This is a genomic window from Paenibacillus sp. FSL K6-1330, from assembly GCF_037976825.1.
Taxonomy (GTDB): Bacteria; Bacillota; Bacilli; order Paenibacillales; family Paenibacillaceae; genus Paenibacillus_AQ.
Map to the genome: position 1 here is coordinate 867,084 of NZ_CP150269.1, position 26,568 is coordinate 893,651.

Annotated in this window: 26 protein-coding genes and 1 riboswitch; of the genes, 21 read left to right on the forward strand and 5 right to left on the reverse strand. The window is 50.2% G+C overall.

The features are described from left to right. Positions 1-284 precede the first annotated feature (284 nt). The 3 genes from NYE54_RS03810 to NYE54_RS03820 all read left to right on the forward strand — a co-directional run bounded on the left by NYE54_RS03810 (position 285) and on the right by NYE54_RS03820 (position 5,260). Positions 285-3,386 carry a DEAD/DEAH box helicase gene (locus NYE54_RS03810; RefSeq protein WP_339270143.1) on the forward strand — a complete coding sequence of 1,034 codons (3,102 nt, stop codon included), beginning with the start codon at positions 285-287 and terminating at the stop codon, positions 3,384-3,386. Between the two features lie 18 nt (positions 3,387-3,404). Then, on the forward strand, positions 3,405-4,193 hold the full coding sequence (locus NYE54_RS03815) for a hypothetical protein (RefSeq protein ID WP_339270145.1): 789 nt from the start codon (positions 3,405-3,407) through the stop codon (positions 4,191-4,193). A 188-nt stretch (positions 4,194-4,381) separates the two neighbouring features. Continuing rightward, positions 4,382-5,260, forward strand: a complete 879-nt coding sequence (locus NYE54_RS03820; protein WP_339270147.1) for a M15 family metallopeptidase — start codon at positions 4,382-4,384, stop codon at positions 5,258-5,260. A gap of 275 nt (positions 5,261-5,535) precedes the next feature. Here the strand turns inward: NYE54_RS03820 and NYE54_RS03825 are convergent, their stop codons facing one another. Continuing rightward, entirely contained in the window at positions 5,536-5,904 is a 369-nt protein-coding gene (locus NYE54_RS03825) for a hypothetical protein (RefSeq protein WP_076326011.1), read from the reverse strand. Between the two features lie 378 nt (positions 5,905-6,282). Here NYE54_RS03825 and NYE54_RS03830 point away from each other — a divergent pair, with 378 nt between their 5' ends. From NYE54_RS03830 to NYE54_RS03860, 7 genes are all read left to right on the forward strand, one after another. Next, positions 6,283-7,104, forward strand: coding sequence for a zinc ribbon domain-containing protein (locus NYE54_RS03830; RefSeq protein ID WP_339270150.1), 822 nt, complete (start codon positions 6,283-6,285; stop codon positions 7,102-7,104). Between the two features lie 98 nt (positions 7,105-7,202). Beyond that, positions 7,203-8,102 carry a helix-turn-helix domain-containing protein gene (locus NYE54_RS03835; protein WP_339270152.1) on the forward strand — a complete coding sequence of 300 codons (900 nt, stop codon included), beginning with the start codon at positions 7,203-7,205 and terminating at the stop codon, positions 8,100-8,102. Positions 8,103-8,340: 238 nt separating this feature from the next. Continuing rightward, the gene (locus NYE54_RS03840) at positions 8,341-8,646 is read left to right on the forward strand and encodes a hypothetical protein (RefSeq protein ID WP_179090732.1); all 306 of its coding nucleotides are present in this window, start codon (positions 8,341-8,343) and stop codon (positions 8,644-8,646) included. Positions 8,647-8,763: 117 nt separating this feature from the next. Next, a complete protein-coding gene (locus tag NYE54_RS03845; RefSeq protein WP_339270155.1) occupies positions 8,764-9,861 on the forward strand; it encodes a metallophosphoesterase in 1,098 nt (365 codons plus the stop codon). Between the two features lie 29 nt (positions 9,862-9,890). Next, positions 9,891-10,034, forward strand: coding sequence for a hypothetical protein (locus tag NYE54_RS03850; protein ID WP_339270157.1), 144 nt, complete (start codon positions 9,891-9,893; stop codon positions 10,032-10,034). A 231-nt stretch (positions 10,035-10,265) separates the two neighbouring features. Continuing rightward, a riboswitch (purine riboswitch) is annotated at positions 10,266-10,366 on the forward strand. A 149-nt stretch (positions 10,367-10,515) separates the two neighbouring features. Further along, positions 10,516-11,085, forward strand: a complete 570-nt coding sequence (locus NYE54_RS03855; RefSeq protein ID WP_009593434.1) for a xanthine phosphoribosyltransferase — start codon at positions 10,516-10,518, stop codon at positions 11,083-11,085. Positions 11,086-11,125: 40 nt separating this feature from the next. Beyond that, positions 11,126-12,487, forward strand: a complete 1,362-nt coding sequence (locus NYE54_RS03860) for a nucleobase:cation symporter-2 family protein (RefSeq protein WP_339270160.1) — start codon at positions 11,126-11,128, stop codon at positions 12,485-12,487. A 129-nt stretch (positions 12,488-12,616) separates the two neighbouring features. Here the strand turns inward: NYE54_RS03860 and NYE54_RS03865 are convergent, their stop codons facing one another. The 4 genes from NYE54_RS03865 to NYE54_RS03880 form a co-directional block, all read right to left on the reverse strand. Beyond that, on the reverse strand, positions 12,617-12,955 hold the full coding sequence (locus NYE54_RS03865; RefSeq protein ID WP_076326004.1) for a hypothetical protein: 339 nt from the start codon (positions 12,953-12,955) through the stop codon (positions 12,617-12,619). Positions 12,956-13,054: 99 nt separating this feature from the next. Further along, on the reverse strand, positions 13,055-15,016 hold the full coding sequence (locus tag NYE54_RS03870) for an electron transport protein (protein WP_339270162.1): 1,962 nt from the start codon (positions 15,014-15,016) through the stop codon (positions 13,055-13,057). A 64-nt stretch (positions 15,017-15,080) separates the two neighbouring features. Then, positions 15,081-15,359, reverse strand: coding sequence for a transposase (locus tag NYE54_RS03875; protein ID WP_076326002.1), 279 nt, complete (start codon positions 15,357-15,359; stop codon positions 15,081-15,083). Positions 15,360-15,519: 160 nt separating this feature from the next. Further along, on the reverse strand, positions 15,520-16,566 hold the full coding sequence (locus NYE54_RS03880; protein WP_339273385.1) for a serine hydrolase: 1,047 nt from the start codon (positions 16,564-16,566) through the stop codon (positions 15,520-15,522). Between the two features lie 386 nt (positions 16,567-16,952). Here NYE54_RS03880 and NYE54_RS03885 point away from each other — a divergent pair, with 386 nt between their 5' ends. The 11 genes from NYE54_RS03885 to NYE54_RS03935 all read left to right on the forward strand — a co-directional run bounded on the left by NYE54_RS03885 (position 16,953) and on the right by NYE54_RS03935 (position 26,564). After that, positions 16,953-17,141, forward strand: coding sequence for a hypothetical protein (locus NYE54_RS03885; protein ID WP_006208082.1), 189 nt, complete (start codon positions 16,953-16,955; stop codon positions 17,139-17,141). Between the two features lie 272 nt (positions 17,142-17,413). Further along, positions 17,414-18,163 (forward strand): type I methionyl aminopeptidase, encoded by a 750-nt coding sequence (map, locus tag NYE54_RS03890; RefSeq protein ID WP_339270164.1) that lies wholly within the window; start codon positions 17,414-17,416, stop codon positions 18,161-18,163. A gap of 434 nt (positions 18,164-18,597) precedes the next feature. Further along, a complete protein-coding gene (coxB, locus tag NYE54_RS03895; RefSeq protein WP_339270166.1) occupies positions 18,598-19,647 on the forward strand; it encodes a cytochrome c oxidase subunit II in 1,050 nt (349 codons plus the stop codon). Positions 19,648-19,682: 35 nt separating this feature from the next. Beyond that, positions 19,683-21,581: a cytochrome c oxidase subunit I gene (gene ctaD, locus NYE54_RS03900; protein WP_215163282.1), complete on the forward strand. Its 1,899-nt coding sequence runs from the start codon at positions 19,683-19,685 to the stop codon at positions 21,579-21,581. Beyond that, complete coding sequence (locus NYE54_RS03905; RefSeq protein ID WP_009590523.1) at positions 21,578-22,198, forward strand: cytochrome (ubi)quinol oxidase subunit III; 621 nt, start codon at positions 21,578-21,580, stop codon at positions 22,196-22,198. The genes ctaD and NYE54_RS03905 overlap by 4 nt, the downstream gene beginning before the upstream one ends. Positions 22,199-22,201: 3 nt before the next feature. After that, the gene (locus NYE54_RS03910) at positions 22,202-22,525 is read left to right on the forward strand and encodes a cytochrome C oxidase subunit IV family protein (protein ID WP_071222061.1); all 324 of its coding nucleotides are present in this window, start codon (positions 22,202-22,204) and stop codon (positions 22,523-22,525) included. Between the two features lie 101 nt (positions 22,526-22,626). Beyond that, the gene (gene ctaG, locus NYE54_RS03915; RefSeq protein WP_076325997.1) at positions 22,627-23,535 is read left to right on the forward strand and encodes a cytochrome c oxidase assembly factor CtaG; all 909 of its coding nucleotides are present in this window, start codon (positions 22,627-22,629) and stop codon (positions 23,533-23,535) included. A gap of 24 nt (positions 23,536-23,559) precedes the next feature. Next, a complete protein-coding gene (locus NYE54_RS03920; protein WP_339270169.1) occupies positions 23,560-24,024 on the forward strand; it encodes a DUF420 domain-containing protein in 465 nt (154 codons plus the stop codon). 430 nt (positions 24,025-24,454) lie between these two features. Continuing rightward, positions 24,455-25,180 carry a hypothetical protein gene (locus NYE54_RS03925; protein WP_339270171.1) on the forward strand — a complete coding sequence of 242 codons (726 nt, stop codon included), beginning with the start codon at positions 24,455-24,457 and terminating at the stop codon, positions 25,178-25,180. 73 nt (positions 25,181-25,253) lie between these two features. Continuing rightward, positions 25,254-25,655, forward strand: coding sequence for a GntR family transcriptional regulator (locus NYE54_RS03930; RefSeq protein ID WP_098741842.1), 402 nt, complete (start codon positions 25,254-25,256; stop codon positions 25,653-25,655). Positions 25,656-25,661: 6 nt separating this feature from the next. Then, complete coding sequence (locus NYE54_RS03935) at positions 25,662-26,564, forward strand: ABC transporter ATP-binding protein (protein WP_339270174.1); 903 nt, start codon at positions 25,662-25,664, stop codon at positions 26,562-26,564. Positions 26,565-26,568: the final 4 nt, after the last annotated feature.

Here is a 26,568-nt window from a genome sequence, read left to right on the forward strand (position 1 = left end):
ATGATTTACATACGGTCGATCAGCAGAAGGGTCGCAAAAAAACAAAAAGATTTGGAATTTTCCTGCCGGGGGTAACCGGAGATTGCATAAGAATAGGGATATTTTATTAACCTATATAGGAGAATTCTGCAATACATAGATCACAACGAAATAGTAAATACATGGTATGATAAAGGTTGACGTTATTTTGGCGTGGGAACGATTTCGCCATCGTTTTGAAATGTTGAAGCTATCGTATAAGATAGTAATAATATCTATAAAGCAGGAAAAGACGGGAGACAACGATGAATCAACCGCTCTATGGCGTATGGCTAGGTGACGTATTCTTTTGTTTTTCCGGTGAGGTTTCGGAACCGAGAGTGGATGCTTGGAGCCGCGTGGTCCGTACCTTTCGCAAACCGGATGGAACCCGTCCCTTCGCTAACGCTTCCCTCCGGCTTGCCGAGCTCAGATATCCGGCCAAAGTCCTCGGATCGAAAAGCACACGGCGTCCGGAACGGAAGACACTTGGCGGACGGACGATGGAAGGGCTTGCTCTGACACCGGGAGACGCATTTCAATTGCTGATCTCGCTGGATTCTGAGTATTATCAGACTCAGGGACTAAACGTCGGTGAAGAAATGGAATATTGGGTACAAGTGAGCAGATTTGCATTGGAGCTGCTCCTGCAAGGGAAGTTTGCACCGGGGACAGCCGAGGTGCCTGCCGTGGGCAGGCGCCGGACAACGATGCAAAATATAAAAGCGGTATGGAAGCCGCAGCTGTCTGCCGAGGATACAGCACGCTTTTTGCAGCTGGCAGCGAATATCCCGCCCATTGCGATGGGGACGCCCGCAGCTCTTGCCGGATTCGATCCTTCAACCCGTGAGGAAGCAGGGGCTATTGTGCTGTATTCTTTTCTGTGCGGTGTGATCGACAGCCAGGCCCGGGCAGCTGTCCGTGAATCGGAGGATAAGCTTCGGACCTATCTGGCGAATTATCGGCGGGGACAATCTCCCCTGGCCGAGCTGTGGTGGAACAGCCTGTTGACCGTCAGTCGGGATATTCCCATTCAAGGGACGGCTGAGGAAGTCAGCGAGCTGGAGGAAGCTGTTGAACGTGTTGGAGGGACAACGTTTCCTTATGCCAGCGGGGAGGATCAGCCTCCCGAGAATGGAACCGTTGGACTTGGGCTGCGGCTTGAGCCGCCTTTGGACGAGACCCAGAAGGACTGGAAGGTGTCCTTCTGGGTACGAAGCCAGGAGGACGAAGGCTTATCAATGCCAGTCCGCAGCATTTGGGGAAATCCGGAATCCGATCAGCTGATCCGTGGACGGATGTATTCTAGGATTCAGCTGCAGCTGTTAATGAAGCTGGGAGAAGCGGTAGAACTGGCACCGGAGCTGGCCGCAGGCTTGTACGGGCGTGCTCCCGAGAGCGTGTCGCTATCGCTTGACCGCTTGTCCACGTTTATGAAGGAATCGGTTCCGAAATTAACGGCGAGCGGAGTCACGGTCCAAATGCCTTCACGATGGAGCAGGGAAGGGCGCCGCCGCGTCGGCTTATCTCTCAAAATGATGCCGGATGCAAAATCATCCGGTGAAGCGCATCGACTGCCGGTGTTAGGCATGGAGCATCTGGTCAGCTTTCAGATCTCTGCAGCGATGGGAGGCCAATCCCTGACGCGCGAAGAGTTAAAGTTTCTGGCCGAACAGAATCTGCCCTATGTCCAGTTCCGCGGGGAATGGGTTGAGGTGGATCTGAAGGAGATCAACCAAGTGCTGCGGTTCATGAAGCGCCATGAGAAGGGCGAGATGGAGCTTGCGGAATGGATGCACCTTAGCGCTGATATGGATGGAGAACGCCTGTGGAAGGGTCTCTTTATCGAAGAAGTGGAGACAACGGGTTTGCTATCTTCTTTACTGGATGGAGAGACGTCCCGCAAGCTGCCATCCCGCCCGATTCCTTCCTCGCTTCACGGCGAACTGAGACCGTATCAGGAACGGGGATATCAGTGGCTAAGCGTGATGCGCGATTTGGGATTTGGTGTTTGCCTTGCCGACGATATGGGACTTGGAAAAACGGTACAGGTCATCACCTGTCTGCTGGAGCGTCTCAATACGGAATCCGCTGGCGGTCCGGTGCTGATTATTTGCCCGACCTCGCTTCTGGGTAACTGGCAGCGGGAAATTCAGCGATTTGCACCGGATCTGACCTTGCATGTGCACCATGGCGTTCGACGCCTGCGTGGCGAAGACTTTTTGCAGGAAGCGGCCAATCATGATATCGTGCTGACCACCTATCACTTGGCGGGAAGAGACGGCGGTGATTTATCCTCTATCCAGTGGTCGAGTGTGGTGCTCGACGAAGCACAATATATTAAGAATTACCGTACGAAGCAAGCGCAGAGCGTCATGAAATTATCCGCGCCTCACCGTATTGCCATGACCGGAACACCGGTGGAGAACCGTTTGGCGGAGCTGTGGTCGATCTTTCATTTTCTCAATCCGGGATATCTCGGCTCCTTTAACACCTTCCGTCAGCGCTATGCGCCAGGAGAGGGGCAGCAGGAGAGATTCCGTGAGCTTCATAAGCTGGTATCTCCATTCATGCTGCGCAGACTCAAGAGCGATCCGGATATTCGCAAGGATCTGCCGGAGAAGCTGGAATTGAAATCATATTGCCCGCTGACCGAGGTTCAAGGCGCGATGTACCAAGCGGTTGTCGATGAGATGATGGGGCAGATCGAGAGCCGATCGGGCATAGCCCGCAAGGGACTCGTGCTTTCGTCCCTCACCAAGCTGAAGCAAATATGCGATCATCCGCAGCTCCTTCGACATGACGAAGGACGCGCGGTGCGTGCGGAGTCCTCGGGCAAAATGGAGCGTATGCTTGAAATTCTCGACAACATCGCAGATGTCGGAGAATCGGCGTTGATCTTTACCCAGTATGTGGGCATGGGTGAACTGCTGGTAAGCATGCTTGGACGTAAATACGGGAAGGAGCCGTATTTCCTTCACGGAGGGGTGCCCAAACGGGAACGGGATGAGATGGTACGGGCATTCCAGGCAGGCGAGGGGCCCGAGTTCTTTGTTCTCTCGTTAAAAGCCGGGGGCGTAGGCCTGAATTTGACCCGCGCGAACCATGTGCTTCACTATGACCGGTGGTGGAACCCGGCGGTCGAGAATCAGGCGACGGACCGTGTATTCCGGATCGGGCAGCACCGTAACGTTCAGGTGCACAAGCTGATTTCTCAGGGAACGCTGGAGGAGCGGATTGACGAGCTGATCGAACAGAAGAAGGCGTTATCCGAGCAGGTTGTCGGGTCAGGCGAAACATGGCTGACGGAAATGTCGGACGGTGAGCTCCGCCAGCTGATTGAGCTGCAGGAGCAAGATTGGATGTAACCGGATTGCGTACGGCGCATGGAGCAGCCGATAAGACATACAAAAATGGATGCCAGGGAGGTGTGGGCTATGGAATCTGCGGAATCGGCCGAACGAATCAGGCTGGAGATCGAACCTGGATGGTTAAAGGGGAAAGTGGACGGAGCTGATGAATCATCGGGGACGTATGAGGTCAGCGTTCAGGTGAAGACGCTGAACCCCGCTGCCCGTGAGGCGGTGCTGGCTTATCTAGAGGAAGACCCGCAGGCGCTGTACCGCCTGCTTGCAGGGCAGGACGCCCTTTGGCTGGCCGAGCTGGCGCCATCGCCCCTGCAGGGCGAAGAGCCGGCCGCCGATGCCCGCTGCACCTGCGGCCAAAGGGCCTGCGGGCATGCCGCAGCCTTGCTGGCTGCCGCGGCCCTGCGGCTTGCGGCAGAGCCGCTCCAGCAGCTGACGCTGCTGGGGCTGCCGCGGGAAGCGCTGCTGGCCGGCGTCTTCGACGCCTGGGCCAAAGCAGCCCCGCCGCCAGCAGGCGGCTCTGCCGCAGAGCAGGCCACCCGGGCGAAGGAGAAGGGACCGTCCGGTCCTTCTCCGGGCGAATGGGTGGCCGAAGCGGCGGCCGAGGGCCGATTGCACCGGCCTGGCCCGCAGCTTAGCGAGCTGGCGGTGCAGCTATCACCGCCGCCTCCGGCAGATCAGCTAGGTCCAGTCGGCGACTGGACAAGCTTACTGCCTGGCGTTCGCGGCGCTTCCAAAGCGCTCAGCGTGATTGCCCGCGGAGCGGCCAAGCAAGCCGAGCAGAAGCGTCGCAATTTGAAGTCGCCGTAAGGTTGGAAATCCATCACAGAATTGTAATGGATTTGATAGAAGCGGCGCCATAAATCGAGGGAAACGGCCGGATATTTGACGTAAACGGAGATTATCCGGCAGGATTCGACAGCTGCTCGTTTGTTCTGTTCATTCTGAATGAGGTACAATGGGGTCAGGACAAACCGTGGGAAAGGAAGAAGCAATAGATGAATGCATTTTCGGGAAAACGAACACGATTTACAAGCGTAATGCTGTCATCCTTGATGTTAGCAGGGGCCATTTTGGCAGGATGTCAATCGAATGATACCGGTTCCGGTAAGGAACAGGGTCAGGAATTGCAGTCGCCGGCCGAGGGCCAGGAAGGAAACACAATTCCTGAGGGTGGCGCGGGTAATGGAGAGGCAGGGGCTGAGAATCAGCCAGCGGATCCGGTTATGGCGAAGCGCAGCGAGAATGCACTTCAAGCCACGATCCAGGAGAGCGGCGGCAAGCAGGTCGTAACCAACGCGGAGGCTATGACGGTGGTTGTAAATAAGCAGCGCAGCTTGCCTGATGGTTATGAACCAAGTGATCTCGTGGAGCCGAATGTCCCATTTTCTTTTGATGAGCCGCATGAAAAACGGCATCTGAGAAAAGAAGCGGCTGACGCGCTCGAGGAATTGTTCGATGCGGCCAAAGCGGATGGCATCGAACTGCGCGCCGTATCGGGATACCGTTCCTATGCCCGTCAGAAAAGTATATATGAGAATAATGTTCGTACCAAAGGGGAAGTCGAGGCTAATCGTGTAAGCGCGGTGCCGGGTACGAGTGAGCATCAGACAGGCCTTACGATTGACGTGTCCAGTCCAAGTGCAGGTAATGCGCTGGAGGAAACGTTCGGTCATACGGCGGAAGGGCAGTGGCTGGCGCAACACGCGTCGGAATTCGGCTTCATTATTCGTTATCCAGAAGGAGCCGAGAATATTACCGGTTATGTATACGAGCCATGGCATATCCGTTATGTAGGCAAGGATCTGGCGCCGGATATTGCCGACAGCGGCATGACGCTGGAAGAATACCTCGATGAGGCGAACATTAAACTGTAAGCTGTGCTAATAGTCGTAGGATAAACGGGACTTTTTATCCTTGTACACCGGCTTGCGAATCTATAAAGTAGAACAGGACCTGCGCAAGGCCGGGTGATGTTCTTGTTATACGAATGAATCCCGGGGCGGCTTGGCTCCGGGATTCATTCGTATTTTAAGAGATAAGAAAGCATCAACTTCAGAGGCTTACCATCCTGATCTCGCAAGAAAAACTTCCGCTAAATACGGTCTGTCATCTGAAAAAGTTCGTCGATATACGTACGGACTGATAGTCTTTACTTATTTAATGGCGAGTCCTCATAACCGGGATCATCGTAGCCGGTGTCGGTCAGCTTGCCGAGGATATTCATGTCCTCAATGGTTTTGCGCGTGCGTTCATCACCATGTTCATGGAGAAAGTGGTAGAGGTTCATCGTTCGTTCATCATATTGCTCGGCAGCATCGTCATGATCCGCCGACTTGTAAGGGACGAAAGTACGTTTAAACGCATACCGATCGCTGCTGCTGACTTCATACAGCAGCCCCCTCAGCTTGGAGACCTCTTCATCATCCATATATACGACATATTCATTCGTATCGTTCGGTACATCCTGGATCAGATTGTGATTGACTGAAACATAATACGTCTTTTTATCGTTTCTCATATTAAATCCCTCCAGACTTCGGCAGCTAAGGGCTGCTCGGATTAGGACGAGGCTGCAAGCCGACAGTATAATGGCATGGTACTGACCAGTTTTCTAATCATATACACGTTCGAGACACGGATGAATCAGCAGCGGGGTTGGAAGGTGCTTCCTTTTTCACATGGGGCAAGGAATTTGGTATGATAGAATCACCATGGTAGCAGTATACTGGACGATGAGGAGCATATCATCACAATAAGTAGTATGCGAAACGGTAAAAAAACATGGGATAGCCGGTTTATGGCTAGCTAAAAATCGTTAATAACCTTAATGAAGAGATATGACAATGCGCCGGCGGCTCGCTGGTGAATCGGATATGAGAAAGAGGAGGATTCATAAATGAATATTTTACAAAAGCTCAAGGATGGAGCCAACCGCGCAACGGAAAAGGCTCAGCACGTGGTGGAAGTGAATAAGCTCAACAGCCAAATTTCCGAAATCGAACAGCAGAAGAACACATATTACTTGCAGATGGGTAAAGTGTTCTATGAGGGCTACCGTCAGCAGGACATGGCGATGGCTGAAAAAGAAATGGTCGAGCTTGCGCAAACCTGCGATGGATTGCAGGAGCAAATCGAAGCAATTCGGAACCGCATTGCGGTCCTCAAGAATGAGCGGGTCTGTGAATGCGGGCGGGTGGTCGCGCTGGATGCAAATTTCTGTCCATACTGTGGGAATAAGCTTGATAATTTAATTCACCCTGAGAAGTCAACAGCGGAAGAACCAAGGGAGCCTGAGCGTAAGATCATGTTTGATAAACATGAATATGCAGCGGCTGAAGAACAACAGGAGCAGGACGAATTGCATACCTATGATTTCCGTTCGAATCCGGATCCATACGAGCCGGATATGTATGAACCGGAGCCGGAGCGGCAGCACGAGGAAATGGAGCTGTCTGAACCGGAGGTTGATCCGGAACAGCTGCGTATCGAGCAGGAGGAGCAGGAGAAGGAGCGCCGTCACTGGGAAGAACTCGAGCGGGAGCGGGAGAGGCAGCTGGAACTGGACCGCCGCATTCGTTTCTGGCAGGAGAATAACCAAAGTCAGGACTATGTTGGTGATGATGAGGCGGTGCGCGATATGGTGAAGTGCCAGATTTGCAGTGTCGACCTGCCAAAAGGCTCAAAATGGTGTCCGCGCTGCGGAGCTGAACAGATTTAAGATATAGGGATTCGGACGATCATGCCCTTAACGCGAGTGTTAATATGACAGTATGAATGATAGAGCAAGCGTTCGAGCATCTTGGGAGGACTAATATTATGGAACAATTGCTGCATCATTTGCGGAATTTGGGATTTACGGAGATTGAATCGAAAATTATGGTGGACCTTGCCGAGTATGGGCCGGCGGGTGGTTATGAGGTAGCTAAACGACTTGGAGCTTCGCGCTCTAATGTCTATGCAGCCATGCAGCGTTTGGAGCGGCAAGGGGCACTTGAGCGAATGGACGGGGAACCCGTCCGTTACCGTTCGTTGAAACCGGAGGAACTGACACGAATGATATCCGGCCGTGTGGAGGCATCACTCGCTTTTGTTGAGAAGAGCTTGCCGCGAGGAAGCGGTACCGCTGCTCCCTTCCTTAGTATGGAAGGTGATCAGGCGGTGCTTGATGTGCTCGTCCGGGAATTGAAGCGAGCGAAACAAGAGATCGTGGTTGACGTCTGGCGTGAAGAGGCATCGCTTCTGCGTGAACCGCTGGCGGAAGCGGAGGCTAGGGGAGTCAAGGTGCTGTGGGCTTGTGACGGCCCGGACCAGGGACTCTCAAGAACGCTGGCATGGTCTGGCTGGAACGGCCTTGCGGAGCGCAGAGGAGGCGGCCGGAAATTTTCCTTTGTTGTGGACCGGCAGTGGTGCATATTAGGGATGCGCGGCGGGGAATATGATACAGGAGCGGTCATCACGGAGCATCCGGTACTAGCGGAGCTCCTGCTGCATCATTTTACTCAGGAGATGGTATTGTTCCAGCTGGAACAGGACATGGGTGAGCAGCTGGAGGCGCGTTATGGAGAGCACTTTGGTCTGATCCAGAGCCTGTATCTTAATGCGGAAGCCGATGCCGAAGCTCAGGAAGACCAGGCTCCAGAACCGAAATCCAAACTAGTGGAGTATGAAGCTGATTCTAACTCAATGGACGGGGATAGCAGTCGAAATACGGCCTAGGGTTTCGGCTCAGCTCATGGGAAGCTTTTCTAGAAGTGACTTTTGTCACAGTTAGACATTATGGTTCATCGTACAATGTAATAAACATATAGATAAGGAACGCCGGGATTTATCTTGGCGTTTATTTGCTTAAGATCCAGCAACAGGTGGGAATGAAGGTATGTAGCTGGTAGGAGAGCATGAATGAGACGATTTTTAATCGCAATCATGACAACCAAGAGAAGGGGGATGAATGAGCATGGAATGCATCGTTCATTTTACAGTGGGACATAAGGAAGAACCTAAGAAGCTTCGGGGATTGATTTTTGTGGATAAAGGAGAGAATCCCACAGGTCAGCAGCTGCTCGATATGTTTCATGAAATGGAGTATAAGGTGGTACCTGACCCGCATGATGAACTTCTTTTTAAACCAGAGAATCCCACGGAAAGTTATACTTATATACGTGTGAACGAACTCGATATGGGTCAAGAAAAATATACGGAAGACCGCAATCTGAAATCACTGCTAAACGAGCTGCTGCCTAAACAGCGCACCGGCCTGTAACGGCTTGCTGGAGACATCATACTTGCGAAGAAATGAATAACCCCATCTGCCTTTCGTAACGTCCGCTGGGATTCGCAAAATCCGCTTGTTATAATGGATGTACGGAAGGGGATGGAGATGTTTATTTTTGCAGGAATCGTTGCATTATTGATTTACGGCTTGCTGGTTTATTATATTGGTCGAAGCGTATGGAGCTGGATGAAACCGGGCCCATCCCTTGTGCTCAAATGGACATACATAGTCGTACTGACGGTGGTATCGACATCGTTTATTTCAGGACGGTTCTTTGGTAACCTCACCTTGCTGAGTGTGATAGGATCGTATTGGATGGCTATTTTCTATGTCCTGATCATCCTTCTCCCGTTGATGCATATCATGTTGTGGCTGCTGAGATTGACGGCATTGCGAAGAGATGGCCTGGAGAAGGCGGCGGGTTCTATCGTGTTGGTGCTCATGGTGATTGTGATCGGTTTCGGCTCATTTAATGCGTATAGTCCAACGGTTCGAGCTTATGATATTCACGTAGATAAGAACGCCGGCACACTTGAGCAGCTGAATATCGTTATGGCATCCGACATGCACTTCGGCGTCTTGTCAGGTAAAGCCCATGCTGCGCGCATGGTGAAGGAGATCAATGACTTAAAGCCGGATCTGGTATTGTTTCCAGGTGATATCATCGATGACGACCTGGATGCTTATTTACGCCAGGGGATCGATCAGATTCTGACCGGTATCCAGGCAACGTATGGTGTGTATGCCTCACTGGGCAATCATGACCGATTCGAAGGGGAAATTCCGGAACTGATCGAAGCACTTGAGCAGAGCGGCATGACCGTGCTGTATGATGAGAAATTGACGGTGGAGGGCCTGACGCTGGTTGGCAGACGGGATAAACAGGATCAGGAGCGGGCCGAATTGTCCACGATCATGGATGGGACCGATCTATCCCAGCCGATCCTTCTGCTTGATCATCAGCCGAATGCGCTGGAGGAAGCACAGCAGCAGGGCGTAGACCTTATCGTTTCTGGGCATACGCACCGTGGGCAGGTATTCCCGGCACATCTGATTACGGAGGCCATGTTCGAGAATGATTGGGGATATCTGCAAAAAGGCCAGATGCATTCCATCGTGTCCTCGGGCTACGGCTTCTGGGGACCGCCGATTCGTCTGGGTTCCCGCTCCGAGATTGTTCAAATCCATGTTACATTTCAATAGATGATATTGAGGGTTGAGGGGTATACCGAGTGAACGCAGGTTTAACCGCTGGTGACATGGAAATGGAATGGAAGGGAATGGGAATGGGAATGGGAATGGGAATGATATCTTATTCCCCTAGCAGCAAGCTCATGGTGGAACTTATACGCTCCGTATCCAACTGGTTGATGTAAACGGCGATGTGTCGGTGCCCATCGGTGATCCTATGGAATCGATTATGGAGGTTTTTTAGCGGATTTAGTGCCTCTGCAGGCTGTCCCATGAAACTTATGGGGCAGCTTTTTTTCCTTTAATTGACCGGCAGTTTATTATTTCCGTAAATTTTCACTTTATTTTTTCATAGGGAATGCGTTATACTTCATTCATTCGGAAATATACCATTTACACGTAAGCATTCTAAGGAATTTGGATATTATACATTTTCTCGTATAGGTGCAGGAATTGGCCTGCATGTCTCTACCCGATCACCGGAAATGATTGGACTACGGGTTATAGCAGCAGCAGCGGACAAGCCAGGTCAATTCCATTTGACCTCAGGTGGCTCACGGTGCGTTTTTGTTGCTTATGCCCACTTGTTTCTTTCCCGGCGATTCGGTGAAAGGAGGAAGTGGGCTTTTTTTGCTTGGAATGTAAACAAATTTAAGGGGGAGCATCATGCAATTACTGCAGAACAAAGTGAAAGAGGAAGGCATTGTATTAAGCGGACAGGTACTTAAGGTGGATTCATTCCTGAACCACCAGATGGACCCGGTATTGATGAAAGAGGTGGGGAAGGAATTTACGCGATTGTTTAAGGAAGCGAACGTGACTCGTGTATTGACCATTGAATCCTCCGGCATCGCGCCCGGCATTATGACCGCCCTTGAGATGGAAGTGCCTCTCATCTTTGCACGGAAGCAGAAGTCGCTGACCCTCCGTGAGGATATATTCGTGGAGAAGGTGTATTCCTTCACCAAGCAGGAGACGAACGAAATTACGGTCGCGAAGAAATTCATCAAACCCGGCGATAAAGTGCTGATCGTGGATGACTTCCTTGCTAACGGCGAGGCGGCATTCGGGCTTGCTCGAATCGTAGAGCAGGCGGGCGCCGAGGTGGTAGGCATCGGGATCGTCATTGAAAAGGCATTTCAACCAGGCGGACGCTTGTTAGCCGAAGCGGGCTACCGGGTAGAATCGCTCGTACGGATTGCATCACTTGAAGATGGGGTAGTGACATTCGCATAGACCGAAAGCTGACAATTTAATTGGGGGGAATCAAGGAGCCATGGAACAACAGAAACAAGCGGTGCAAGAACCGATTTTTGATAAAAATCGGAGTCCGGGCAAAACCTTTTCACTGGGTTTACAGCATGTATTGGCAATGTACGCAGGGGCTATCATCGTACCGCTTATCGTTGGCGGGCAGCTCGGCTTAACGACGGAGCAGCTGACGTATCTCATCGCCATCGACCTGCTTGCTTGCGGGGTTGCAACCTTGCTGCAGGTATTCGGCAACAAGTACTTGGGTATCGGTCTTCCGGTCATGCTCGGCTGCGCATTCCAGGCTGTAGGTCCGATGATCATTATCGGGCAGAAGCACGGGATGTCGGCAATTTATGGAGCGATTATCGCTTCCGGTTTATTTGTCATTCTGTTCTCCGGTTTATTCGGTAAGCTGATTAAGGTATTCCCGCCTGTCGTGACAGGCTCGGTTGTTACAATTATCGGGTTGACGCTGATTCCCGTAGCTTTGAATGATCTTGGCGGCGGTCAAGGCAGCGAGGATTTTGGCAGTGCGCTCAACATTTCCCTTGGCTTCGGCGTTCTTGCCTTCATCATTATCATGAATCGGTTTGCCAAAGGTTTCTTGCGTTCGATATCGGTACTTCTAGGTCTTATTCTAGGCACCTTGGTAGCCGCATTCTACGGTGGAGTGGATTTAACCCCGCTGCGCGAAGCCGGCTGGTTCCGTGCTCCGCAGCCTTTCTTTTTTGGTACGCCGGAGTTTAAGATCGTTCCGATCATGACAATGATTCTGGTGGCGATTGTCAGTGTTGCCGAATCGACAGGCGTATTTATGGCGCTTGGCAAAATCGTGGATCGTGACATTACCTCCAAGGATTTGTCCCGTGGTTACCGTGCGGAGGGTCTTGCGATTGTGGTAGGCGGTATTTTCAATTCGTTCCCTTATACGACATACTCTCAAAACGTGGGTCTGATTCAGATGAGCCGTGTGAAGACGCGTGACGTGATCGTTGTGGCAGGCGGCTTGCTGGTCTTGATCGGATTTGTTCCGAAGATTGCCGCCATGACACAGCTTGTACCAACATCCGTTCTGGGTGGAGCCATGGTAGCCCTGTTCGGCATGGTTGTATCTTCCGGTATTCGGATGTTAGGGGATCAAGTAGACCTTAACCGACACGAGAACCTTTTTATTATTGCATGTTCCGTCGGCATGGGCCTTGGTGTGACAACCGTACCGGGTCTGTTCGCGAGTCTGCCTGACAACCTGCGTATTCTTGCCGATAACGGCATTGTGGCGGGCAGCTTGACAGCGATTGTGCTGAACCTGATCTTCAATGGTTTGAGAAATACCAAGCCCACTTCCACAGAGCAAGGTGATTCAGCAGAAGGACACGCTGCGTAACAAATGTCTTTAAAAGCAGCCGGATGAACTCCGGCTGCTTTTTTGTCCGGTCCCGTTAGTTCGAACCCCAACAAAACGGCTACCTTCATAGAGTGAAGGTAGCCGTTTTTTACGTGAGGTACAAAATCTTTAGACTCGCTGCATTTGTTTCTCTGCAATATTGCCGATCCAGGGCAGCTTGAACCATTTTCCCTGAATGGCGTTGGCCATAAGCACCAGCCACATCAAGACGCCGACCAGCGCCAGGAGGGCGGAGGCCAGTAGGCCGATGATGGGCACCGCGCTCGACAGCAGGTGAGCGACGGCCAGGATGCCGAAGGCCAGCAAGGACTGCAGAGCATGGAATATGACGTAGCGGCTTCTTTTTTCTAATGATAGAAACAGAATTCCTCCGACCATCGGAAATAGATAGCACAGCGTAGCCGCCAGATTCTCGGGAAGTCCTGTGGACGATTTGAAAGGGGACATCTCATCAACTCCTTGTCTTAGACCGGTACTGGGGTAGGGCAAGCTTTATACCTTACCTTATGAGCCGATGGGACAAAGTATGATGGTTAAATCCCGAACTTATTTCATTTTTAATTGCAGCAGATACTTCACGAGAGCATCCTGCTGCTCTTGCGTGAAACCGCTGCTTTCGTCCACCCAATACTCATGCCCCTGACCGGTGACATGGGTGTCTCTCAGCCTTGAATCCTTGCGGTTCGCCTCGATGACCTGCAGTCTCAGCTTGCGGTCAATCAGGGCTTTCAGGCTGTTGTATGGGTCCGGGTGAATCCCTTTCATAAGCGTCTGCGAGACGCCGGTTTGTGTCAGCTCAGGCCCAACCGCTACGCCGCCGTCGTGCAAATACGGTGCGGACCAGCGAAGACCGATCAACCCTTTGACCTTATAACCGCCGCCCAACTGTTTATGGCCGAAGCCCAACTCGATCTGCTCGGGGGCGATATCATCCAGCGGGATTTTGGTTACCTTGGCATCCGGAGGGATCGGCACAGGCGTGTCGGGTGGATAGAACTCTGCTTCGCCAAAAGCGTTCTGCGTACGATGGAAAGCCTTGGCCCTAGCAGGCTCGGTACCAATTTCGGTCGCGCGCATAACGCGATTATTCGTAAAGAAGTCGCCAGCATGGCAAGTGATGCATTGTGCTTTTTTGAAGACTTCCGCTCCGAGGTTGATCGTTTTGGCATCCGAGATTTCCTTGGGATCCGTTTCAGGCGGACGGATGGTATTCTGATAGGCGGACATGGCATTAACCTGCTCCCCAGCCTTGAATCCCGGAGAGCTGACGTACAGCCCGTTCGGTGCGATGGCTGAAACCTTCGGGAAATTCGGAATCTTAATCACCTCATTCACGCCGGGGGTTCCAGGATTGGGATCCAGCCGGTTAAAGAATTCGGTTGGCTTCAGCCCGCTGCTCGGATCATAGCGAAATTTGCGATGGGCTGCATTTTGCAGAATGGTGCCCACATAAATCTCTTTATCGATCCCCCATAACGGTTCGCTAACCTCAGTTTGACTCAGGGTGTCCGTATTCTGGGCGTGAACATTGTTGCTGAAGGTACTAAGTCCCTTGAAGGGACCCATGGTAGCGAAGCCGCTCCAGCTGTAGGGATGATCGCCCTTCGTAAACATATCGGGAATTTGGGTCACGTCGCTCACCAGATCCACGGTTGTATCGAAAGTGCCGGGCATCCATTTGATCAGATTTTCGTCAACGGCTTTCTCTAGCAGGGTGGGATCGGGCAGCGCTTCGGTTTTTCCTTTAGAGTTTACAACCGTACGCTGCTCATTCTTAACGTAATCCACCAGACTCGTAATGTCAGTATGGGTAAAATACGCCGCGCTATTCGGAGCCAGTGCCAGCATTAAACCGAGGTTTAGATCGGAATTGGGCGCTCCTTCCACAACCATTCCCGTTTCCCGGTTTACGGTCGCATGGCAGGCCATGCAGCTAACGCCGATGCGGGCTTTGCCTTCGGCATATTTAACCGTAACGCCAATGGGGGAATAGGCGCCTTTGGCTACGTCAAAGCCGGTATCAATCTTATCTCCCTTACGGAAGGATTTGTCGCCGATCGTAACATCCTGATCGAGTTCAACGCGTAGATTGGTTGTTCCGCGTCCCTTTAACTCGGCGATAGCTTTTGCCACGTTTTTCAGCTTCATCGGACCATCGACGATCCCCAAGATATCCGTTAAAAACACCTCATTGCCAAAGGACTCCTCATACAGTGTACGGCGCCCTAAGGCAAGCAGCTCTTTCGTCACCTCAACGGCGCCATGGGCGGCTGTTAATCTGGGGTCCTGATCCTTCAAGGCGGTACCGGGAACCGTAAGTGTCTTGCCCCAGATATCATACTGACGAATGAAACCCGTTTGCTGGGCTTGGAGCTGCGTAGTATTCTCAAGCTTATGTGCCGGTGGTATATAGGCGTATTCCGGCTCCACGATAGAAGCTGCAAGCCATATGGCTCCTACGATGGCGATCGGGATCAGCCATAGCAGAAGACGCTTCGATTTTCGCATGTCATATCACCCTTTTATAAGCAGGTCTGATGAATCATCTCTTCACTGCCGATATGCAAGGGTTTTAATCTACTTCCACATCATGCCGCAGCGGAGATTCGGCATTCACCTGTTTATCAGGACCTTTTTCCTTCGGAACCAGTCGCTCATCTGTCATGCCTCGATGGTGGTTTTCAAAATCATACTCCGCCAGCCGCCACTCCGTGGAGCCCTTCTGGGGATCGAACGGAAATTCCTCACCGCGTTTCAAATATTCCTCCCGTCCCCATTCATTCGTGTAGGTTCCGTCTACTTCAACCTCTTCTCGTGAAATAGGGTGGAGATCCTTGTCTTTACCGGACATGTCGTATGCTCCTCTCAGGCTTGATTTTAGAAATGATTCATATCGCATAAAGTAACCAGAAAGAGGAGGTACTATCCGCTGAAATTTGCATGAAAGGTCAGGTTATCGGCGTGCCAACGAATCGAGTGCTTCTTGCACAGAGTCCGACGCTGGCGATCTGTCAGCTATTTGGCGAAGACGTTGCGGATATTGATTTTAGAGCATCGAGAATATAGCGCTCCAGCAGAAACCGCGGGTTCTTCCAACGGCTGACCTTGCTGTCGGCCGTAAATACGGCGACTGTACCCAATTGGGGGAAAAGGTAGATTTGCTGTCCCCCATGGCCGTGTGCGAGTGCAAAGGGAGTCCCGTTCTGAACTCCGGTCCACCACTGGAATCCGTAATCGCCAAACGCGGGATAGCCCTCAACCTGCGGAGCGAGTGCTTGCTTAAGCCATGATTCCGGGATGAGTGTTGCACCTTGCCAACGTCCCCCATTCAGGCAGCAAAGACCGAATTTGGCCATGTCGCGTGAGGTAAGATTGAGGCCAATGTGACCCATACTGTGGCCCTCGGGGCTTGGGGACCAGGCGGTATGACGAATGCCGAGCGGCTCGAATACATGTTGTCTGGCATAGGCGTAAGCATCCATTCCTGTAGCCTCGCTAATGGCAACGGAGAGCAGATGGGAATCAATGCTCCGGTATTGAAAGAGGCCCATTTCCTGTTCAATGACAGGGAGGGATAGCGCGAAGCTCGTCCATTTTCGGGTGGCGTGGAACCGGTGAATGAGCGGTTCCCCGAGCTTTTTACCGGTTTGCCACGCAAAGCCTGAGGTCATCGTCAGCAGATGATGAAGGGAAACCTTTTGCAATAGGGGATGGGCTCGTTCGGGAACATATCGCTGGAAGATTTCAATTACTGAGGAATTCAGGTCAGGTAATTCGCCGCGTGAGTGGGCGATGCCGCATAATACCGACGTAAAACTCTTGGTAGCGGACCTGAGATCATTCAGCGAGGTCATGCCATGACCGTTGTAATAGCGTTCGTAGATGAGTTTGCCGGCATGGAGCAGAAGAAAGCTGCGCATTTTCGGGTATTGTTTCTGAATAATCTGATCGACCTGATCGAGCACATCGCGCTGAAGGCCTGCGTCTTCAGGCTCCGCGACAGGAATAGGCGAGCTTATGTCAACAGAGGAGTGGAGAAAAGACTGGGTATTCGACATCATATTTAAAGCCTCCTTGTATCTTACATATGTTATTCTGAGTATCAATTTGTGATATTCACTGATTTCTAGAGTTGGCGGGAGGTTCGATTGAATGTATCTTAACCAATTCCGGGCACAAAGAATGACCTGATGAAAAAACATAGGACATAAAAACATTTTTTGGGAAAGATGAAACAAACAGAAGAATATGATATAATATATTAATGATTCAGTTGCATGCTGTTAGGGTATGTATAGTGTCAGGTGCATTGGTAAGTTGCTGAATATCAACCTAATCATCACCGTAAGAACTGCAATATGGCTTCAACTTAATGAGGTAGATCTTTTCGGCATTCTCTTTAAACGGAGTAATTTTATTCCACACGTTTTGGGAGGGATCCATCATGGCAACGAAAGGTCACAATGAGGTTAAGGAAAGTCTGCGGGAAATGACACGAATTTTCCGGCCTAAAGATCCGAAAAAATTTGTAAAGGAGTATGTCCGGAAGTACCATATTATGGGAGGCTATGAAGAAGAGCTTACTCTTGTTGTTGAGCATGAACTTGGCAAGCTGAATTCCTCCGTTTCGTAACCTGTAATAGCACCTGGTCTATAGAAATATCACCAACACGCATCGCATCTTCACCTTGTTAATGACTAATGACATGAACCATTTAGATTCTATGGTTAAACCGTTTTTGGGACCAATGTCCCGAAAGCGGTTTTTTTGCGTTTGTCAGTCTCCGTTTTTAGTCAACAGGCTCATACTTCCTCGGAAAGTCCATTTTCTAGGGGCATTTTGCAATTGTCCCCACATATATTGTTAGCAATCGATCCGATTAGGATATAAGGGAGTGGACAGATGTGAGGATACAGCTGAGACGGAAGGAAGAGATCGGACATATCCGCGAGGCGGGACGTATATTGGCTGCGTGTCATCGTGAAATAGCGAAAGTTATTAAACCGGGGATCACAACGAGCGAGATCGATGCCAGGGTCGAGAAGTTTCTGGAGAAGAACGGAGCCTTTCCCGAGCAAAAGGGCTATAAAGGATTTCCATACGCCACTTGTGCATCAGTAAATGATGTGGTGTGTCACGGTTTTCCCGACCAGAGGCAGCTGAAAGCGGGGGATGTCGTGACCATAGATATGGTGGTGAACAAGAACGGATGGCTGGCGGACTCCGGCTGGACCTATGCGGTAGATACGGTTTCCCCAGAAGTAAAGCAGCTGATGAAACATACGCATGAAGCGTTGTTTAAAGGGATCGAGGCGGTACGGCATGGGGCAACCTTGGGTGACGTGGGCTATGCGATCGAGCAGGTTGCCGAAAGGGAAGGCTACGGGATTGTAAAATCGCTAGTCGGTCATGGCATCGGCCGGGCCATTCACGAACCGCCCGATGTGCTGAACTATGGAATTCCGGGAAGGGGACTCAAACTCAAACAAGGAATGGTGATTACCATCGAGCCGGTGTTCACCCTGGGACCTTCGGGTGCCGTGTTCTGGGGGGATGACGGCTGGACCATATCCAGTGCGGATGGATCGGTAGGCGTACAGTATGAGCATACCATTGCGGTTACTCGTGAAGGTGCTGTTATTCTGACGGATTAAGATCACGAAAAATATACCATAATAATAGAAGGTATTCTTCGCGATGTTGCCTAGGCTTGCGGAGAACACCTCCTTTATCATGGGGGCTCAGATGAACGTGGAGTGGCTGCAAACAGATTCAAAATGGCGGAAATGACTGTATATATAGCTATGAAGGCTGTCGCTGACGGGTTGCAGAGGATGTCGAATGATAGGTCGTCGGGTGGGGGATACCGCTTGAAAGCGATTGCAAAATCAGTAACGGCGCGACTTTGACGACTTTTCGAACAATTTGTGAACTCCCTGTGAATGATTGACAAAAGCAACCCATGAACTTATATTTAATAAGTGATTGCTTTAATTGACAGGATTACTTCATCCGTGATTGTGCAGGTAGATTACCGCTGTTTGCGCCGGATGGTAGTCTACGAAAATCGGAAAAGTGGGGTAGATCAATGATGAAACGGTGGCAGGCTGTAAAGCGTCTTCTTCCTTTGATGGCCATGTTTGCTTTGGTGTTATCCGGCTGCGGCCGAGAGGACTTGTCGGTCTTAAGACCACAAGGTCCGGTAGCACAAGGTCAACTGGATTTAATTAAGCTCTCCATTTCGATTATGACCGTCGTAATGGTTGTGGTATTTGGAATTGCCGCATACGTGCTTGTTAAATTCCGTAGAAAAAAGGGACAAGATGAAATTCCTGAGCAAGTAGAAGGTAACCATAAGCTGGAGATTATTTGGACGGCGATTCCGCTGCTCTTGGTTCTCGTGCTTGCAGTTCCTACTATTCAAAAGGTATTTGCTTACGGAGAGAACGACTGGAACAATCCAGAAGCAGTTAAGGTGGAAGTTACTTCTCATCAGTTCTGGTGGGAGTTCAATTATCCAGACTACGGCGTAAGAACCGCTCAAGAGCTGGTTATTCCTGTAGGCAAGAAAATTGCGTTCCAATTAAAAACGAATGATGTGCTTCACTCCTTCTGGGTACCATCGCTCGGCGGTAAGATGGATACAAACACAGAAGGCAGCGTTAACTACATGACTCTGGTTGCTGACAAAGCGGATACATACATTGGTAAATGCGCAGAGTTGTGCGGTCCTTCTCACGGCTTCATGGAATTCCGGGTGAAAGCGGTTGACGATGCGGCATTTGACAAATGGGTAGCGGCATTTAAAGAACCTGCAGTGCTTCCTGCGGATGCGGCACTCGCCGAGAAATTCAAGACCAACTGCCTTTCTTGCCACGCTGTGGGCGACCAAGGCGGAGCGATGGGTCCTAACCTGACCGGCATTGGATCACGTGAGACGATTGCGAGTATCTTGCTGAACGACATAAGCGGCAAACCAGGCACAAAGCCGACGAAAGACAACCTGGTGGAATGGCTGATGGAGCCTCAGGCTGTAAAACCTGGCAACACGATGCCTAATCCGAAGGATCTCGGCTTCAGTGATGAAGAAATCGTGCAGATCGCCGATTACTTGGCCAATTATAAGTTGGATAATTAATACAGCAGCAAGAACTTTAAAAGGGGGTACAAACCTTGGCTCACGCTCATGCTCAAAGCCATAGCGTCAAACGCTACACGGGGTTAATGGATTGGCTTACAACCGTTGACCACAAGAAAATCGGTATATTATACCTGATAGCGGGCGGCTTATTCTTCGGGATTGGCGGTATTGAAGCGATTCTGATTCGCTTGCAGTTGATCAAGCCGATGAACGATCTAGTATCAGCTCAAGTATTTAACGAATTGATTACCATGCACGGAACGACGATGATCTTCCTTGGCGTAATGCCAGTTATCTTTGCCGTGATGAATGCGGTCATTCCGCTTCAGATCGGTGCACGTGACGTCGCGTTTCCATTTTTGAACTCGCTCGGATTCTGGACATTTTTGTTCGGTGGAATTTTGCTTAACCTTAGCTGGATTATGGGCGGAGCCCCTGATGCGGGCTGGACATCCTATACGCCGCTATCCACAACGGACTATTCATCTACACATGGTGTAGACTTCTATACAATAGGTCTTCAGATTGCAGGTCTGGGTACGTTGATCGGTGGTATCAACTTCCTGGCTACCATCATAACGATGCGTGCACCTGGAATGTCATTCATGAGAATGCCAATGTTTACATGGACGGCTTTCATTACATCGGCCATGATCCTGTTCGCATTCCCTGCAGTTACGGTAGGTCTCGTATTGCTCAGCTTTGACCGTTTGCTCGGTGCCAATTTCTTTGATGTTGCGGCTGGCGGTAGCCCCGTGTTGTGGCAACATATTTTCTGGATCTTCGGTCACCCTGAAGTTTACATTCTGATTTTGCCGGCATTCGGTATTATCTCAGAAGTTATTCCGACATTCTCCCGTAAACGTTTGTTCGGATACAGCTCCATGGTATTTGCAACCATCCTGATCGCCTTCTTGGGCTTCATGGTTTGGGCTCACCATATGTTTACGACAGGTCTTGGACCTGTAGCGAATGCGCTCTTCTCCATCGCAACGATGCTGATCGCCGTTCCTACCGGTATCAAAATCTTTAACTGGCTGTTTACGATGTGGGGCGGTCAAATCCGCTTTACCAGTGCAAACCTGTTCGCGATCGGTTTCGTACCGACGTTCGTTATGGGTGGGGTTACCGGCGTCATGCTGGCATCTGCTCCTGCAGACTTCCAGTACCATGATACGTATTTCGTTGTAGCTCACTTCCACTACGTTATCGTTGGTGGTCTGGTATTCGGTTTGTTTGCCGGACTCCACTACTGGTGGCCAAAAATGTTCGGTCGCGTACTGAACGAAACGCTTGGCAAATGGACGTTCTGGTTGTTCGCAATCGGCTTCCATTTGACATTCTTCGTACAGCATTTCCTTGGACTGCTAGGTATGCAGCGGCGGATTGTCTCATACTTGCCGAACCAGAATTTTGACGAACTTAACTTTATAAGTACCATCGGCGCAATCTTGATGGGTATCGGCGTTTTGGCTTTCCTGGCAAACGTTGTTGCCACTTCGAGAAAACCGGTTGGTGCTCCGAACGATCCATGGGAAGATGGCCGTACGCTCGAGTGGAGTATTCCTTCTCCACCGCCAGAGTACAACTTCAAGCAAATTCCGCTTGTTCGCGGCATTGACGCTTATTGGAAAGAGAAGATGGCAGGCAATAAAGAGATGACACCATCCGAACCGGTTGGTCCGATTCACATGCCTTCGCCAAGTATTCTACCGTTTGTAATGTCACTGGGTCTGTTTATCGCGGGTCTTGGTTTCATGTTTAGCACGGAGGACTTCTCGAATTCGTTCATGAGCTTAATCTTCAATAAATATATCGTTCTGATTGTTGGTCTTCTGATTACGTTCGCGGCTATGATCGCTCGTTCCCTGTACGATGATCATGGATATCACATCGAAGTTGAAGAACTGGAAGGGGAGGGGAAAGCATGAGTCACGCTGAACATGTAAACGGCGAACTTCCTCACGAGCCGGAGAAGGCAACACTCGAAGGCCGTAATAAGGTTCTTGGTTTCTGGCTCTTCCTCGGTGGAGAGGCCGTGCTCTTTGGTACGTTGTTTGCAACGTTCCTGGCGCTTCGCGGCCAGAACAACGAAGGCCCAACCGCAGCCGAGCTGTTCTCTCTGCCAATTACGGCAGCAGCAACGCTGATATTGCTTGTCAGTTCCTTGACCAGTGTGTTCGCCATTCAGGCGCTTCACCGTCACAATATCGAGAAGCTGAAGTTGTGGCTGATCGTAACCGTTGTTCTGGGTCTTGGGTTCCTTGGCCTTGAGATTTATGAGTTCTATGAATATGTTGTGCATGAATCGTTTAACATGAAGACGAGTGCATTCTCGTCTGCATTCTATACGCTGGTTGGCTTCCACGGTGCCCACGTTGCTTTCGGGGTTGTGTGGATCAGCCTGTTGATCGCTCAGCTGTACAGAAAAGGGTTAACCGTGGTTACAGCACCTAAGGTATATGTTTCTGCCATGTACTGGCACTTTATCGACGTTGTATGGGTGTTCATCTTCTCGGTCGTATACCTTCTTGGAAAGGTGGGCTAAGGAATGACTGCGAATCAACAATCTAATGAGGGGCCTACAGTTAAACACCGCCATCGTGTGGAAGGCCCTGAGAAACACATTGTTGTCTTTATTTTCTCCATTGTCCTGACTGCGATTGCTTTTGCGGCTGTCGCAGCCGGTGGCATCAACACAGCATTTACGATCATCATTTTGCTGGTTATGGCTGTGTTGCAGGTGTTCGTACAAATGGGTTACTGGATGCACTTGAAGGACAAAGGGCATCTAATGCCAATCCTGTTTATGATTGGCGGCTTCTTCGTAGCTAGTACCTGTATTGTCATGGCACTGTTCTGGGTTTGGTGGTAAAATGAAAAAGAGGTGGGCTACTTTCAGCCCCCTCTTTTTTTAAATCGTAGGTAGGTGTCACAATTTGGACAGAATTTAACCCGTTATGGGGAGGTTTTTGCATGCTGGGCTTAGAATATTTTAGTTTTGCAGATAAATGGAGTCCCTTGTTCCTAGCATTTATGCTGCTCGTAACAGCAGGTTACTTCCTGTTGACCGGGCCGCTGAGCAATCGATTCGAAGGGAGTGCTCCGGTTTCCGCAGGGAGGAGAACACTGTTTGTAGGCGGTATGCTTGCGTTCTATCTTGCACAGGGTGGACCCATTGAACTGCTGGGGCATACGATGTTCTCGTTTCACATGGTCAGTATGGCAATGTCCTATTTAATGGCGATGCCGCTCTTGATTCTGGGTATTCCTGTTTGGATGTGGCGTGCCTTCGATAAGGTCAATCCGTTTAAGAATCTCGGTTTCCTTGCACGTCCGATTGTTGCCGCGGTTCTGTTTAACGGCTTATTTTCTTTTTATCACATCCCGGTTATCCATGATTTTGTTATGTTGAATTTCTGGGTGCACCGTTTGTACTATTCAATCCTGTTTATCGCTTCGCTGCTGATGTGGTGGGCCATTATTAACCCGATCCCGGAGAAGGACAAGTCCTCAGGGCTTTTGAAAATGGGGTATATTTTTCTCAATATGGTCTTGCTGACACCGGCATGTGCGCTCATTATTTTCTCGAGCGAGCCGATGTACGCAACTTATAGCGATCCGGTGGTATGGGCAAAGGCGATGGGGTACTGCGTAGCTGGCGATACCTCGGCGTTGCTTAGTAAATTCGGCGGACCTGAGTTCTTTGGTTATCTAGAGCCTGCAATTGACCAGCGAGTGGGCGGGATCATCATGAAGTTTTTCCAAGAGATTATTTTTGCTTCGATGCTGGCCTATGTGTTCTTTCATTGGTACAAACGAGAAAATCAGGAAGACGATCCTTTGCCTGGCGAGATTCCTCCCGGCAAGCTCAATCAGGCGTAACAGGATTATTGAAGGGGGATCCATATGGATTGGTTTTTTATATTTCCCACGGTCAGTACAACGTTTATTGTCATCAGCGCCGTGCTGGTAGCGATTGGCTGGGGTCTTATTATTAAGGGGAAGCGCGAAGCCCACAAGAAAGTGATGATCTGGGCGGCCGTCGCGGCTGTCATCTTCTTTATCATCTATTCCTCGCGCACCGTATTCATCGGCAACACGTCATGGGGTGGTCCCGATGATCTAAAGCCGTATTATCAGGTATTCCTGGTCTTCCACATTGTACTGGCTACCGTAGCAGCGGTCTTTGGGATCACGACATTGACCCTCGGCTTTAAGGAGAAGTATTCCAAGCACCGCAAGTGGGGCAGAGTTACGTCGATCATCTGGTTCTTTACCGCCATTACCGGCGTAGCCGTGTATACCTTGCTTTACTTGTTATATCCGGGCGGGCATACTCAGCCTGTATGGAAAGTGATATTTGGAATGTAAGCGTGGGAGAACACCCGTCAGAGAGATCTGGCGGGTGTTTTTTAATTGGCAGGGCGGCTCATTATTCAAGAGCAATTTGAGGGCGGGGGTGGGGGAGTGTATCCGTTCCGGTCGCTGTTGAAACCAGGAAACTGGATGAGATGAAATGGTTGTTTCCCGGTTTCAAAGGCGAACGCCAGGTCTCCTCCACGGCTACACTCCCTTGTGCATGGAAGCTCTGGAATGAGCCGCAGTAGGGGAAGGTGACACCCGGCAGGAAACCTCTGCCGGGAATTTTTTTACAACTTCTATTGACACTGTTTATATACACACTATATACTGTGTATAAAGATATACACAGTGAGCACAGTAATCACACTAAGCACAGTGAAACTTAGACTGCGATGATAAAACGAAATGAATATATGAAGGAATGAAAGGATGAGACGCATTGCAACAGGTTTTCCATAATGCGATGAAGATCGTGAAGAAAGACTTCGCAAGCGATAAGTTCCAACTCATATGGACGATACTGTTCATGCTGTATCTGGGGCTTTCCACGAGTTTCGTCATAAACGTTCAGTTTGAGCATCTAGAGGAATACAACAACCCATTTGTCGATTTTATCATGGTGCTTTTTGCTCCTTTTGTAGGTTTTGTATTTAACAGAAGGTCCTTCAAATATTTGAACGAGGATTCATACACCCGAATGCTGTACTTTTACCGGAGCATACCGGTGCCGGCTTCCGCGATTTTTGTTAGTCGGATCATAAATAGCCTGATCGCTTTTGCCATCAACAGCATCGTGTTTTATGGATTCATCTACGCAATGGGGAATCACCTAAGAAGTGCGATGGCTATTCCCGAATATATCGCCTTTATGCTGACGTGGGTCGGTGTCGGATTTTTATTAACGGGGCCTTATATTTACTGGGAAAACATGTGCAGCGGCAAGGTGTATCTCAGGAACACCGCTCTTCTGAATCCGCTCATTGCCGGATCAGTAGCCGTACTAAGCCTTCTGGGATACAGCATATTCGAATTCGTAGCGGATGCCGCCATGAAATGGGGACTGTTATCCCCGGTGATGTGGGGCTCGTTGATTGCGGGATTGGCGTCTATGATGCTTATGAGCAAATTAACATACATTCGGCAGCAGACCCGGGATTTATCATGAAGAATATGAAGATGAATCCGTATGGCATGCGATGGCACGGGTTTATGTTCTTAGAAAAGCGAGGTGGTAAAAGGTGCGACTTCTGATACAGATCAATGAAAATAGCGCAGAGCCTTTATATCACCAGATTGAAACACAGCTGCGCTCGCTCATAATTAGCGGTCAGATCGAGGAGGGAACGCTATTGCCATCCATTAGGGAATTTGCCGGGAATCTGAAGTGTAGCGTTATTACGGTGCGCAGGGTGTATCAGGATCTTGAGAATGAAGGGTTGCTGCGAACGAGACAAGGTACGGGAACTTTTGTTGCTGGTGTCGGCGACCAGGCCCGAGAACAATATAAACGCGATGCGGTTATAGAGGCATTAAGGATTGCTGTAGATAAAGGGCTTGCCGTTCAATTCAATGAAGATGAGATGAAAGAGATGTTCATGGAAGTTGTCCGCGAAAAATATGACACAAAAGGAGGTCGCTAACATTCCATGGAACCGCATGTTATTGAGTTTCGTAATGTCATTAAACGACGGAAAACGAAAACCATCGGTCCGATACAATTATCGATCCCTCAAGGATATATTGTTGCTCTGGTGGGGCCTAATGGCTCGGGGAAAAGCACCTTGCTGAACATGATGATGCAGACCGTGTTTCCGGACGAAGGTGAGATTACTTGGTTCGGCGAGCCTTACCGGGGAGAGCTTCCCATCTCCATCCGTAAACAAATGGGCTTCGTACCTGAACAGCTGAGCGTAGAGGAACAGAATATGTCGGTGGATGAAGCGGCCAGCTTTCGCGCATCCTGGTATGACACTTGGGACGGTTATTTTTTCGATGAGCTGTTATCCCGGTTCGATGTCCCGCGGGGCGTAAAACTTCGCAAGATGTCCAAAGGGGAACGACGCAAATTTGAGATTGCCGCTGCACTTGCGCCAAGGCCCAAGTTCTTGCTGCTGGATGAACCTTCTTCCGGTCTTGATCCTTTCGCTTGGAAGCTGATGATCGATCAGCTGCACAAAGTGATGAAGTCCATGGACACAACAATCGTGCTCTCAACCCATGTGGTGGATGAAATTCGTCGTCTGGCGGACTACGTCATTCTAATCCATCATGGGAAGCTGCTGGGCATGGTGGAGAAGGACTCGCTGCTGGATAACTGGAAGGAGTGCTGGATTCAAGAGGATGCCTCCATTGTCGAGGAGCTGCCGGGTATTCTGAGTTTCAAACAAGAGACAGCGACTACGATTTCTTTTATAACGACGGAATGCTTGGAAGTGGAGAAGATCCTGCAGTCTGCAGGCATACCGTTTATTCAGACCCGTTCCCTGGAGCTGGATGAAGTGCTTCGATTATGGATTGACGGAAACATTCCTGCCAACGTGCAGAACTAGGATA